At 71.7% G+C, this 11,981-nt stretch carries 10 protein-coding genes; 3 read left to right on the forward strand and 7 right to left on the reverse strand.

All coding sequences use genetic code 11. From position 1 onward, the window contains the following. The first annotated feature begins 139 nt into the window (after window positions 1–139). Window positions 140–1,459 carry an RNA 5'-3' helicase PhoH2 gene (phoH2, locus tag E1286_RS08470; RefSeq protein ID WP_281282638.1) on the forward strand — a complete coding sequence of 440 codons (1,320 nt, stop codon included), beginning with the start codon at window positions 140–142 and terminating at the stop codon, window positions 1,457–1,459. Here phoH2 and E1286_RS08475 read toward each other — a convergent pair whose 3' ends face one another. The 3 genes from E1286_RS08475 to E1286_RS08485 are packed head-to-tail and all read right to left on the reverse strand — an operon-like array spanning window position 1,460 to window position 4,046. Beyond that, entirely contained in the window at window positions 1,460–1,966 is a 507-nt protein-coding gene (locus E1286_RS08475) for a hypothetical protein (RefSeq protein ID WP_132610420.1), read from the reverse strand. After that, window positions 1,963–3,354: a sensor histidine kinase gene (locus tag E1286_RS08480; protein ID WP_246074592.1), complete on the reverse strand. Its 1,392-nt coding sequence runs from the start codon at window positions 3,352–3,354 to the stop codon at window positions 1,963–1,965. Before E1286_RS08480 ends, E1286_RS08475 begins: the two co-directional genes overlap by 4 nt. A 17-nt stretch (window positions 3,355–3,371) precedes the next feature. Then, on the reverse strand, window positions 3,372–4,046 hold the full coding sequence (locus E1286_RS08485) for a response regulator transcription factor (protein ID WP_111183395.1): 675 nt from the start codon (window positions 4,044–4,046) through the stop codon (window positions 3,372–3,374). A 266-nt stretch (window positions 4,047–4,312) separates the two neighbouring features. On the opposite strand from E1286_RS08485, the gene E1286_RS08490 reads away from it, so the two are divergent. Together E1286_RS08490 and E1286_RS08495 are read left to right on the forward strand one after the other, a co-directional pair. Then, on the forward strand, window positions 4,313–5,023 hold the full coding sequence (locus tag E1286_RS08490; RefSeq protein WP_246074593.1) for an aggregation-promoting factor C-terminal-like domain-containing protein: 711 nt from the start codon (window positions 4,313–4,315) through the stop codon (window positions 5,021–5,023). A 70-nt stretch (window positions 5,024–5,093) separates the two neighbouring features. Next, the gene (locus E1286_RS08495; RefSeq protein ID WP_165969640.1) at window positions 5,094–7,088 is read left to right on the forward strand and encodes a glycosyltransferase family 2 protein; all 1,995 of its coding nucleotides are present in this window, start codon (window positions 5,094–5,096) and stop codon (window positions 7,086–7,088) included. Here E1286_RS08495 and E1286_RS08500 read toward each other — a convergent pair. The 4 genes from E1286_RS08500 to E1286_RS08515 form a co-directional block, all read right to left on the reverse strand. Next, window positions 7,073–8,227: an alpha/beta hydrolase family protein gene (locus tag E1286_RS08500; protein WP_132610426.1), complete on the reverse strand. Its 1,155-nt coding sequence runs from the start codon at window positions 8,225–8,227 to the stop codon at window positions 7,073–7,075. The two genes, E1286_RS08495 and E1286_RS08500, sit on opposite strands and share 16 nt — an antisense overlap. After that, the gene (locus E1286_RS08505) at window positions 8,228–9,232 is read right to left on the reverse strand and encodes an alpha/beta fold hydrolase (protein ID WP_132610428.1); all 1,005 of its coding nucleotides are present in this window, start codon (window positions 9,230–9,232) and stop codon (window positions 8,228–8,230) included. Then, on the reverse strand, window positions 9,229–10,503 hold the full coding sequence (locus E1286_RS08510; RefSeq protein ID WP_132610430.1) for an MFS transporter: 1,275 nt from the start codon (window positions 10,501–10,503) through the stop codon (window positions 9,229–9,231). The genes E1286_RS08505 and E1286_RS08510 overlap by 4 nt, the downstream gene beginning before the upstream one ends. A gap of 31 nt (window positions 10,504–10,534) precedes the next feature. After that, window positions 10,535–11,981 (reverse strand): helix-turn-helix domain-containing protein (locus E1286_RS08515; protein ID WP_132610432.1); only part of this gene is annotated, 1,447 nt, incomplete at its 5' end.

The raw sequence follows: 11,981 nt of genomic DNA on the forward strand, positions 1-11,981 counted from the left end.
GCCCGCCTTTGCGCCATGAACTGCCAAGGGGGCCGGCCTCCGGCGCCGACGGCAGTTCGCGGTCGGGGACGCGGGACCGGTCCGATTCCCACCTCGTCTGCAGGGTGCCCGCACCAGATGGGCGCCCGGGGGAGAACGTGTGGCAGTGTCCTCGAGCAACCCTACTCACCAGCCGGCCAAGCGCACGTACGTCCTGGACACGTCGGTTCTGCTAGCCGACCCCGCCGCGATGACCCGCTTCGCCGAGCATGACGTCGTCCTTCCGATCGTGGTCATCACCGAGCTGGAGGGAAAGCGACATCACCCCGAGCTCGGTTACTTCGCCAGGAAGGCGCTGCGTTACCTCGACGATCTGCGGATCAAGTACGGCCGGCTGGACGAGCCGATGCCCACGGGGGACGGCACGATCAGGGTTGAGCTCAACCACAGCGACCCGTCCATTCTGCCCGTCGGATTCCGTCTGGGCGACAACGACACGCGCATCCTGACGGTCGCGCGTTCGCTGGCCGCCGAGGGGCGCGACGTGGTCCTCGTCTCCAAGGACCTGCCGCTGCGGGTCAAGGCGGCCTCGATCGGCCTGGCGGCGGAGGAGTACCGCGCCGAGCTGGTCCACGAGTCCGGCTGGACGGGGATGGCCGAGATCCAGGTGACCGCCGAAGACGTGGAGACGCTCTTCGAGCAGGGCACCGCCGACCTCGACGAGGCCAGAGACCTGCCCACGCACACCGGCCTGCGGCTGCTGTCGGCCAAGGGCTCGGCACTGGGCCGGGTGCAGCCCGACAAGTCCGTACGTCTCGTGCGCGGTGACCGCGAGGTCTTCGGCCTGCACGGCCGCTCGGCCGAGCAGCGCGTCGCGCTCGAACTGCTCATGGACCCCGAGATCGGCATCATCTCGCTCGGCGGCCGGGCCGGCACGGGGAAGTCGGCGCTCGCGCTCTGCGCGGGCCTGGAGGCGGTCCTGGAGCGCCGCCAGCACCGCAAGGTCGTCGTCTTCCGCCCCATCTACGCCGTGGGCGGCCAGGAGCTGGGCTACCTGCCCGGCACCGAGGGCGAGAAGATGGGCCCGTGGGCGCAGGCGGTCTACGACACGCTCGGCGCGATCACCTCGCCCGAGGTGATCGAGGAGGTGCTCGACCGGGGCATGCTGGAGGTGCTGCCGCTCACCCACATCCGCGGCCGGTCGCTGCACGACGCGTTCGTGATCGTGGACGAGGCCCAGTCGCTGGAGCGCGGGGTGCTCCTGACGGTGCTCAGCCGGATCGGCGCCAACTCCCGCGTCGTGCTCACCCACGACGTGGCGCAGCGTGACAACCTGCGCGTCGGCCGGCACGACGGCGTCGTCGCGGTGGTGGAGAAGCTCAAGGGCCACCCGCTCTTCGCCCACGTCACGCTGACCAGGTCGGAGCGCTCGCCGATCGCCGCGCTGGTGACCGAGATGCTCGAAGACGTCACCATGTGATCACTTCAGCTCGCCGCAGGTGTACCGCCCCTCCGACTCGGGGGGGCGGTTCCCGTTCTCCCGCACGATCCTGACGATCTCGTACGCCGCGTCCTGCTGGGCGGTGCAGACGATCTGCGCCTTGCCGAGCCTGGTCAGCGTGCCCTCGCCGCTGATGTAGACGGTCAGCGTGGAGGTGCGCGGAAGCTGCACCTCGTCGCGGTGGACCGGGTTGACCGAGTTCTTGGTCCGCAGGTACGTGAAGCCGCGCAGCGCGGTGTCCCGGTCGCCGAGCGGCTGCGTGGAGGCGCGGAAGAGGGCCCCGAGCAGGCTGTTGACGGTGTCGTCCGCGACGTCGGCCGGCTCCAGGGCGAGCTCGCCGTCCCTGAGCAGGTAGATCGTCTTGGACGGCGGCGGGATCCTGACGGTGGGCGCGTGGCCCTGGTCCTGCACGTCGGTGGGTGTGATGCCGCAGGCCGGCAGCGCGATGACGCAGGCGAGCAGCAGCGCGGCGCGGAATGTCCTCATGCGTGCGGCAGCCAGACCGTGAAGAGGGCGCCGGGTTCCTGCCGGCGTACGGAGATCGTGCCGCCGTGCAGCTGGACGTTGGCCTTGGCGATGGCGAGGCCGAGGCCGCTGCCCTGGCTGCGGGTCCGTCCGGCGCCGGCCTTGTAGAAGCGGTCGAAGACGTGGGGCAATGCCTCGGGCGCGATGCCCTCACCGTGGTCGCGCACTTTCACCTCCAGTCCGTTCTCCGTGGCCCGGGCGCTGACCACGATCGGGGGAGCACCGTGCTTGAGCGCGTTGCCGACCAGGTTGGCCACGATGACGTCGAACCTGCGGGGGTCGAGGTTCTCCGTCAGGCCCTGCGACGCCTGCACCGTCACCTGGTCGGTCCAGCCGCGCGTCTTGAGGCAGTCCTCGATGGCGTCGGCCACGGTCACCGGCTCCAGGTTCAGCGTGGCGGTGCCCGCGTCGAAGCGGCTGACCTCGATGAGGTGCTCGACCAGCTCGCGTAGCCGTTCGATCTCCTTGAGCACCAGCCGGACGGCCTCCGCTGGCGCCTGCGGCAGCCGGCTCGCCTCCTCCGAGAGCATGTCGGCCACCGCCGTCATGGACGTGAGTGGCGTGCGCAGCTCGTGGGAGACGTCGGCGACGAACCTGCGGGACATCGCCTCCAGCGAGCGCAGCTCCGCCACGCTCAGCTCCAGCGCCGCCGCCGCGTCGTTGAACTGCGAAGTGAGCTCGGCCAGCTCGTCCTTGCCGTGCACGGGCAGCCGGGTGTCCAGCCGCCCCTGGCCGAGCGCCTGGGCCGCCGCGCTCAGCCGTCTGACCGGCAGCAGCACCTGCCGGGCCGACAGCAGCGCCACCCCCAGGGCGATGAGCACGATGACCACGCCCGTCCTGGCCAGCGTGGTCCTGAGCGTGGCGAGCTGGGCCTCGTCGTCCCGCAGCGGGAAGAAGGCGAACGCCCGCAGGCCCGTGGCCTCGGACACGCCCTCCTCGTCGCGGTAGACCTCGGCGCCGACGAGCAGGTAGAGCTCGTCGTGAACGATCACCCGCTGGGTGACCAGGCTCTGGTTGGCCCGGCCGTACAGCTCGTTGGGCACGTCGGTCAGCGTCAGCGGGCCCTCGGAGGCGACCGTGCCGCGGTATTCGACCAGCACGGTACGGCCAGGCCCGCTGAGCGCGTGGGCCAGGACCTCCAGCTCCCTGTGCGTCGGCGCGGCCTCGCCGGGCCGCAGCGTGCCGATCGGGAACGTGATGCTGCTCAGCTCCCGGGTCACCAGGTCGAGCGCGGTGGTCTCGGTCCTGGTGACCAGCGCGGACTTGGCCAGCTCGTACCCGATCGTGGCGACGGCCAGCGTGGCGGTGACGGCGACGAGCGTGAACGTGATGACCAGTCGGGCGCGCAACCCCGTCGGTTTACGGATCACGGAGGGCTGAACCGGTAGCCGAAGCCGCGCACGGTGTGGATGAAGACGGGCTCGGCGGGTCTGGGCTCGATCTTGGCGCGGATGCGCTGGACGCAGGCGTCCACCAGCCGGGAGTCGGCGATGTGGGTGTGGTCCCAGACGACGCGCAGCAGGTAGCGGCGGTTGAGCACCTGGCCGGGGTGGCGGACGAGCTCCAGCAGCAGCCGCAGCTCGGTCGGGGTCAGGTGGATCTCCTTGCCGGCCAGCGCGACCTTGAGCGCGCCGCGGTCGATCACGAGGTCGCCGAAGGTGATCCGGTCGGAGGTGGCCGACTCGGCCCGGCGCAGGACGGCGCGGATGCGGGCGTCGAGGACGCGGGGCTCGACCGGCTTGACCACGTAGTCGTCGGCGCCCGCCTCCAGCCCGACCACCACGTCCAGGTCGTCGCCGCGGGCCGTGAGGAGGATGACGGGGAGCTGGTCGAGCTTGCGTACGCGGCGGCAGACCTCGACCCCGTCGATGCCGGGGAGCATGACGTCGAGGATGGCGATCTCCGGGCGGCGGGCCCTGATGTGGTCGAGTGCCTCCTCGCCGGTGGCGTACGACGTGACGGAGTGTCCCTGACGGGTCAGCGCGAGCTCCAGGGCCGTGCGGACCGAGGGGTCGTCTTCGACGAGGAGGATGCCAGCCACGCGCACATTATTAATGAATGTTCCGAATGCCCGAACTAAGTCACCAAACTGTGACGTGGTGTGGAAGAGACGCCGACGTGGAGCCGTCACTCTGAAGGCGGCTCCCCTTCGGTACGGGTGCCCGAAGGGGAGCCAGTTCTCTATGTGACTGAAGTCACATATTTTGCCAAAAATCGTGCTAAAAGGGCACTTAGCAAAGTTCGCGGCAAGGAATTCCCGCGTTTCGGTTGCGGACCACCCCCCATGACAGGGCAAGCTCATGGTTCGTGAGCCCGCGTCCGCAGCTGAGAGAGCGCCCCCCGAAGGAAGACCTCCCCTCGGCGCGCCGGCCTTCCGCCTTCACCCCCAAGCGCGTCATCGTCACCGTCCTGTCGCTCGCGGTCGTCCTCGGCGGCGGTGGCTTCACCGCCTACCGCGCCGTCCAGAACGCCAACGAGCCGCCCTCGGAGCAGTTCACCCTCAACGAGCTGGGCAAGCTCGCCGCGGGTGACCTCGCCGCGCCCGACCCCGAGACGGACGCGCTCAAGGCCGCGGCCGAGCAGGCATTCCGGGCCGAGCGGCTGGAGGAGGACCGCGGCGGCACCGGCAAGGGCCTCAAGTGGGTCGTGCCCAAGCAGGCGCCCTCCGGCGGCGGCTTCCCCGCGATGAACTTCCCGCCCGGCAGCGACCCCTCGCCGGGCAGCAACAAGGCCACCGCCAAGTCCATGCTCGCCTCGTTCGGGTTCGGCGCCGACCAGTGGGGCTGCCTGGAGTCGCTCTGGACGAAGGAGAGCGGCTGGAACGAGCGGGCGATGAACCGCTACTCCGGCGCGTACGGCATCCCGCAGTCGCTGCCCGGCAGCAAGATGGCCAGCGCCGGCTCCGACTGGCAGACCAACGCCGCCACCCAGATCAAGTGGGGACTCGGTTACATCAAGGGCCGTTACGGCACGCCCTGTGCCGCCTGGGGTCATTCACAGTCCGTGGGCTGGTATTAACGGGTCAACTTTGCGCCTCTAATCGGCAAGCCGCCGAGCCCGGCCGGATATGTCGGCGCACGCTGGCCGCATGGGTGTGAAGGTCAGTGTGATCGTCAATGTCCACAATCCGGGTGACACCGCCGACGCGTGCATCCGCTCCGCCCTGGAGCAGACCATGCCCGCGGACACGTACGAAGTGATCTTCGTGGACGACGGGTCCACGGACGGGATCGCCGAGCGCCTGGACAGCATCGCCGCCACCCGCGCGAACGTGCGTGCCCTGCACCTCCCGCACACCGGCTCGCCGATGCGCGGCCGCAACGTCGGCCTCGCCGCGGCCGCCGGCGACTACGTCTACTTCCTCGGCCAGCACGACCGCCTGGAGCGCGACGCCCTGGAGCGCATGCACGACCGCGCCGTGGAGACCGACGCCGACGTGCTGATCGGCCGTCTGGTCCGCGACTACGGCCCGCCGATGACCGCCTTCGAACGCAGCACGGCCCGCGCGGACGTCCTGCGCGACCGGCTGCTCACCCTGCTCATCCCGCAACAGCTCTACCGCCGCGCCTTCCTGGAGGAGCACGAGCTCGGCTTCCCGGCCAGCGGCAGCCGGATGGGCGAGCAGGCGTTCGTGATGCGGGCGTACCTGCACGCCAAGGTGATCGCCGTGCTGGCCGAGCACGTCTGCTGCCACCTCGGGGAGCGTCCCCGCGCCGAGGAGGAGCCGCGCGCGATCGCCGGCGAGCTGCACGCGCTGCTCGACGACATCGACACGTACGTGGGCGAGGGCCGCCAGCGTGACCGCATGTACGCCCACTGGTTCCGCTACGCCGCCCTGCGCCCGTTGCTGACCGAGAGGTTCGCCGAGTCGTCCGTGGACCGGGGGGTGCACTTCCGGGTCGTGCAGGAGCTCACCGCCCGCCGCTTCCCCGAGCAGCTCGACCGCTATCTGCCCGTGCAGCTGCGCCTGGTGGCCGCGTACGTGCGCGCGGGCCGCCTGGACCAGATCGTGCTCATGGCGAACTGCGTCAGGCGGGCCGGCCTGCGCGCCGACCTGACCGAGGCGCGCTGGGACGCCCACGTCCTCGTGCTGGGGTTGAGCGTGGAGGTCGTGGACGGCGACGGCACACCAGACCGCTACCGGGTGGACGGCGAGCGCGTGCACTGGGTGCCGCCGCGCGCCCTGGACACCAGGAGCCTGGCGGAGGAGGTCACCGACATCACCGACGCCGTCGAGCGAGCCCGCATCGAGCTGTACGTCCGCCACGTCGAGACCGGCGTCGTGCACTTCCTGCCGCTGACCCAGCAGGTCGAGCGGATCCAGGACGGCCGCCGCCGCATCCGGGTGCGCGTCAGGGGCGAGGCCCGGCTCGACGTGACCAGCGCAGCGCTGGGCGAGCCGCTCAAGCCCGGCCAGTGGGAAGTGCACGTGCGCATGTACAGCGGCGCCAACCAGGCCAGAAGCCGCGTCAGGAGCTCCGAGGGCCCGCTCAACTGCCTGGGCGTGCTCGCCCAGCGGCCCCGGATGCGGCTGGTGGTGCCGTGCTGGAGCGATCGCGGCGAGCTGAGCCTGGCCATCGAGCCGCGCTCGTTCACCCAGTCGATCGCGCTGGTGTCGCCGGGCGTGTCGGTCAAGCAGCTCGACGGCAACCTGTACGTCGTGCTGCCGGTGCCGTACGTGCCGCCGAGTGGCGGGCCGCCGCTGGAGCTGGTGCTGCGTGGGATCGGGCGGCGCGAGCGCGAGGCGAGCGCGCCCGCCCTGGTCGAGGCCGGGGTGCCGGGCAGGATCGCCGGCCAGCTGGTCGCCAAGGTGCCGGTCAAGCGGCTCGTCGCGGGTGCCGACGACCTCGGCCCCGGCGGCTGGACGTGCTCGTTGCGCTCCCCGGACGAGGAGGTCGGGCTGCGCTTCGCCCTGGAGGTGCGCCGGGGCCGGGTCGAGGTGCGCCCCGCGAGCGCCGCACTCCGGCAGCGCTCGCCGCTGGGCCGCGACACCGCGCTGCACCGGCTCGGCCGGCGACTGCCCGGCGCACGCCACCTCGTCCGCTGGGCGCGCGCCGGCAGGCACCGCTACCTCAAGGAGTGAAGCGTCCAGTTCTCCAGTTCCGTGAAGGCGGTGCGGAAGAGCGGGAGCATCGGCTGCAGGCGGCCGGGGTGGACGTCCACGAGGCTGTCGAGGTGGTTGCCGCCCTCGACGCGGTGGTAGCGGAACGGACGGTGCGGGCCGACCATCTCGGCGTAGACGTCGGAGGAGCGCGAGATCGGCAGCAGCGTGTCGAGCGTGCCGTGCAGGGTGATCAGCGGCTTGGTGATCCGGCCGGTCAGCGCGATCTTCGCCATCGCCGCGTACGGCCGGCGCTCGTCGTAGTCGTAGTCCTCCGGCGCGCCCGCGTACGACGGGTCGAGCTCCTTCTGGTAGATCTCCTGCGTCAGCTCCCAGTAGTAGTCGCGGTGGAACGGCCAGAGGAACTCCGAGCCGGGCGCGAACCCGGCGGCTCGCACCCCGTCGGGGTCCGGATACGCCTTCAGCACCTGCGGCAGGTAGTTCAGCAGGTTGTCGCCCTTGAGCCGCCAGAGGGTGCCCTCCCAGTCGAGGCCGCCGTCGTACAGGTGGCCGCGGTTCTCCAGCTGCCACCTGACCAGGTAGCCGCCGTTGGAGATGCCGGCGGCGAACGTCCTGCTGGCCTTGCGGCCGTAGTGCTGCCGCACCACGGCCTTGGCGGCGACGGTGAGCTGGGTGACGCGCTCGTTCCACTCCGCGATGGCGTCGCCCGGGCGGCGGCCGTCCTCGTGGAACGTCGTGCCGACGTTGCCCTTGTCGGTGGCGGCGAACGCGTAGCCCTTGGCCAGCACCCAGTCGGAGATCGTGTAGTCGTTGGCGTACTGCTCGCGGTTGCCCGGGGTGCCGCTGACGACCAGGCCGCCGTTCCACTTCTCGGGGAGCCGGATGACGAACTGGGCGTCGTGGTTCCAGCCGTGCGTGGTGTTGCCGGTGGAGGTGTCGGGGAAGTAGCCGTCGATCTGGACGCCCGGCACGCCGGTGGGGTTGACGGTGGCGGCCGAGTGCAGCCCGGCCCAGTCGGCGGGGTCGGTGTGGCCGGTCTCGGCCGTGCCGGCGGTCGTCAGGTCGTCCAGCGCGGTGACGACCTGGTGCTCCGCGCCCGGCACCGTGAGGGGCTGCACGGGGGTCAGCAGGCTCGCGACCAGGGAGAGTGCGACGAACATCTAGGCGTCCTTCAGGTGGTCGGCCAGCACGCGCTGGAACTCGGCGGGATGTTCGAGGTGCGGGCTGTGGCCGCAGTCGGCGAACACGACCTCGCGGTAGCGGCCGTAGCGCTCCAGCACCGTCCTGGTCTGGGTGACCATCGGCTGGGCCGGGGTGCCGGGGGAGCCGGGCACGACGCCGAGCGCGCCCAGGTGGGCGAGGTCGAAGAGCGAGGCGTCCGAGACGATCGCGTCGTCGGCGCCCCTGATCCACAGGATGGGCGGCCGGGGGCCGATCTCGTGCAGGTCGTCGAGGCGGAAGTGGGTGGGCGCGATGGCGTTGAGCACACCGTGCTTGCCGGGGGCGACGCCGGGCCAGGCGTCGGAGGAGGCCGCGTCGCCCGGGTAGTGGGCGTCGCCCACGCGGGTGGTGAGCATCGACCGTACGTAGAAGTCCTCGTCGGTGAGGACGGCGGGGTTCTTGACGTAGGCGGAGCGGAGGACGTTGCGCGGGGACGTGGGGGATTCGTCCGACATGTCGCCTGCCTTGAGGCGCGCCACGAAGTCCGGGTTGGCGGCTCCTGCGCCGGCGCCCGTGCCGTCGGGGTGCGTGAGCCGGCCGCCGGGGCCTTCGGTGCCGCCGAACCCGTACGGCGAGATGGGGTTGACCAGGGTGACGCTCCTGACGGCGGCCGGCCGGTCGCGCAGCGCCTGCAGCACGACCCCGCCGCCCATGCTCCAGCCGACCAGGTGGACGCCGTCCAGGCCGAGGGCGTCGAGCAGCTCCAGCACGTCGTCGGAGTAGTCGCGCAGCCCGCGCGTGGCGTCCACCGGCGCGGGGTCGCTCGCGCCGAACCCGCGCAGGTCCACCGCGAGCGGCCGGTAACCGGCGGGCAGCGCCGCCATGGTGTCGCGCCAGAACGCGCCGGAGGAGACGTTGCCGTGCACGAACAGCACCGGCTCGCCGCTCATCCGCCCTTCCACGGTAAGGACGTGCTGGACGAGTCTCGGCGTGGTGACGTTCATCGCGCGGGCGTCCTTTCCGCGAGGTCGCGGCCCTGCGTCTCGCGGGCGGCGTAGACCGCGGCCAGGGTGAGCACCGCCGCCAGCCCGAGGTAGATGGAGATGGGCACGCTGCTCCCGTAGCTCCGCAGGAGGGCGACCGCGATGACCGGGGCCAGCGCCCCCGCCACGATCGCCGACAGCTGGGCGCCGATGGAGACGCCGGTGTAACGCATCCTCGTGCCGAACAACTCGGAGAAGAAGGCCGCCTGGGGGCCGTACATCATGCCGTGGAAGAGCAGGCCGACGGTGACGGCCAGGGTGATGGCCAGGAAGTTGCCGGTGTCCACGAGCGGGAAGAAGGCGAAGATCCACACCCCGATGCCGGCGGCGCCCGCCAGGTAGATCGGGCGGCGGCCGATCCGGTCCGACAGCGCGCCCCACATCGGGATCGTCGCGAAGTGGATGGCCGAGGCGATCAGCACCGCGTTCAGCACGGTCGAGTTCGGGATGTCGTTGGTGGTGGCGTACGTGATGACGAAGACGGTCAGCAGGTAGAACGAGATGTTCTCCGCCAGGCGGGCGCCGATCGCGATGACGACGTCCTTGCTGTGGTACCGCAGCACCCCGACGATCGGGGCCCTCTCCTCGGGCGGGGCCTGCTGGAACACCGGCGACTCGTTGATCGTCAGCCGGATCCAGAGCCCGATCAGCACCAGCACGCCCGACAGCAGGAACGGCACCCGCCAGCCCCACGACAGGAACGCCTCCTCCGACTGCCAGGCGGCCAGCGCCGCCAGCACGCCGGTCGCCAGCAGGTTGCCGCCGGGGGCGCCGGCCTGCGGCCAGGAGGCCCAGAAGCCGCGCCGCGCGTTGTCGCCGTGCTCGGAGACGATCAGCACCGCGCCGCCCCACTCGCCGCCGAGCGCGAAGCCCTGCACGAGCCTGAGCGCCGTCAGCAGCAGCGCCGCGGCCGGGCCCAGCGTCTCGTACGTCGGCAGGCAGCCGATCAGGAACGTGGCGGCGCCCATCAACAGCAGGCTGACGACCAAGAGGGTCTTGCGGCCGATCTTGTCGCCGAAGTGGCCGAAGATCAGGCCGCCGAGCGGGCGGGCGACGAAGCCGACCGCGTACGTGAGGAACGCCAGCAGCGTGCCGGTCAGCGGGTCGGACTCGGGGAAGAACAGCTTGTTGAACACGAGGGCGGCTGCCGAGCCGTACAGGAAGAAGTCGTACCACTCGATGGTGGTGCCGATCAGGCTCGCGGCGACGATCTTCTTGATGGAAGTGGCCATGCCGGTCACGGTAAGGAGTGACCGGCGTCACTCATATGGGGTCGGGACCCACAGTCTCGGTGGTCGATGTGTGGCCGAGCCGGTGCAGGCGGAGCGCGAGCTGGATTTCCAAGGCTCGCTCGGGCTCCAGCCAGCCGTCGCCGAGCAGCTTGCCGATCCGGTCGAGCCGCTGGGTGACGGTGTTGACGTGGATGTGCATGGCCTCGGCCGTACGGGAGGGAGAGCCGCCCGAGCCGAAGTACGCGGCCAGCGTGGCGACCAGCGCGGTGCCCCGGCGGGCGTCGTAGTCGACCACCGCGCCCAGCACCCGGCGGACGAAACCGCGCACGTCGCGCCCGTCGCCGACGAGCAGCCCGAGGAAGCCCAGCTCGGCCGCGCTCGCGCCGTCGCCGGCCCGGCCGAGCGCGATCAGCGCCTCGGCGCACCGCCGTGCCTCCTGGTAGGCCGCCGCGACCTCCTGGCCGCGCACGTCGCACGCGCCCGCCGTGGCGGGAGTGTGCAGGGACGCGCTCAGCTCGGCCGCGGCCCGCTGCGCGGCCGCGCCCGCGTTCCGGCCCGGCAGCAGCAGCACCACCTCGTCGCCCCGGCCCGCGGCCAGCCCGTGCCGCATCGTGGCCTGCGACGACGCCCAGAACGCGGCCCGCTCCCGCTGGCCGCCGTGCTTGAGCACCACCACGACGTGCGGCGCGCCCAGGTCGACGCCTAACCTGCGGGCGCGGTCGGCCAGGCCGGGGGAGCCGGGCCGGCTGATCAGGTCGTCCAGCAGCTCGCCCCTGACGCGGCCCTCCGCCTCGGCCACGCTCCTGCGGAACAGCAGCAGCAGCGCGCACACCAGCGCCGCCCGCTCCAGGATGCGCTCGTCCGCGTCGTCGCTGCGCAGGATGAGCGTGCACAGCGGCTCGCCGCCGACGTCCACGGACGCGATCAGCAGGTCGCCACGGCGCACCGTGCGGCCCAGCGCCCGTGACGCCTGCGCCGCCTCGAACACCCCGGCGTCGAGCTCGCCCACGTCGCCGCTGATCGCCCGGCCGAGGTCGTCGAGCACGGCCAGCGACCCGCCGAGCACGTCGGTCACCACGGCGGCGACGTCCTCGATGCCGCCGCCGCGCAGCACCAGCGAGGTCATCCGGTCGTGGGCCATCGCGGCCCGCTCGACCGCCTCGCCGTGCTCCCTGACCGTCCTGTGCGCGTGGGAGAGCTCCTCCAGGGCGTTCCTGGTCTCCTGCAGCAGGCGGGCGTTGTCGATCGCGACGGCGGCGTGCGCGGCCAGACTGGCCAGCAGCGACACCTCCTCCTGGTGGAACGGCCGCGCGCTGCGGTTGGCCGCCATCAGCACGCCGATCACCCGCTGACCGAGCCGCAGCGGCACGCCGAGGATCGCGACCAGGCCCTCCTCGTGCACGGCCTCGTCGATGTCGTCCTTGTGGCGGAAGCGGGCGTCGGCGAAGTAGTCGGCGGTCGCGTACGGCACCGCGGTC

Source organism: Nonomuraea terrae (genome assembly GCF_004348995.1).
In the GTDB taxonomy this organism is placed as follows: Bacteria; Actinomycetota; Actinomycetes; order Streptosporangiales; family Streptosporangiaceae; genus Nonomuraea; species Nonomuraea terrae.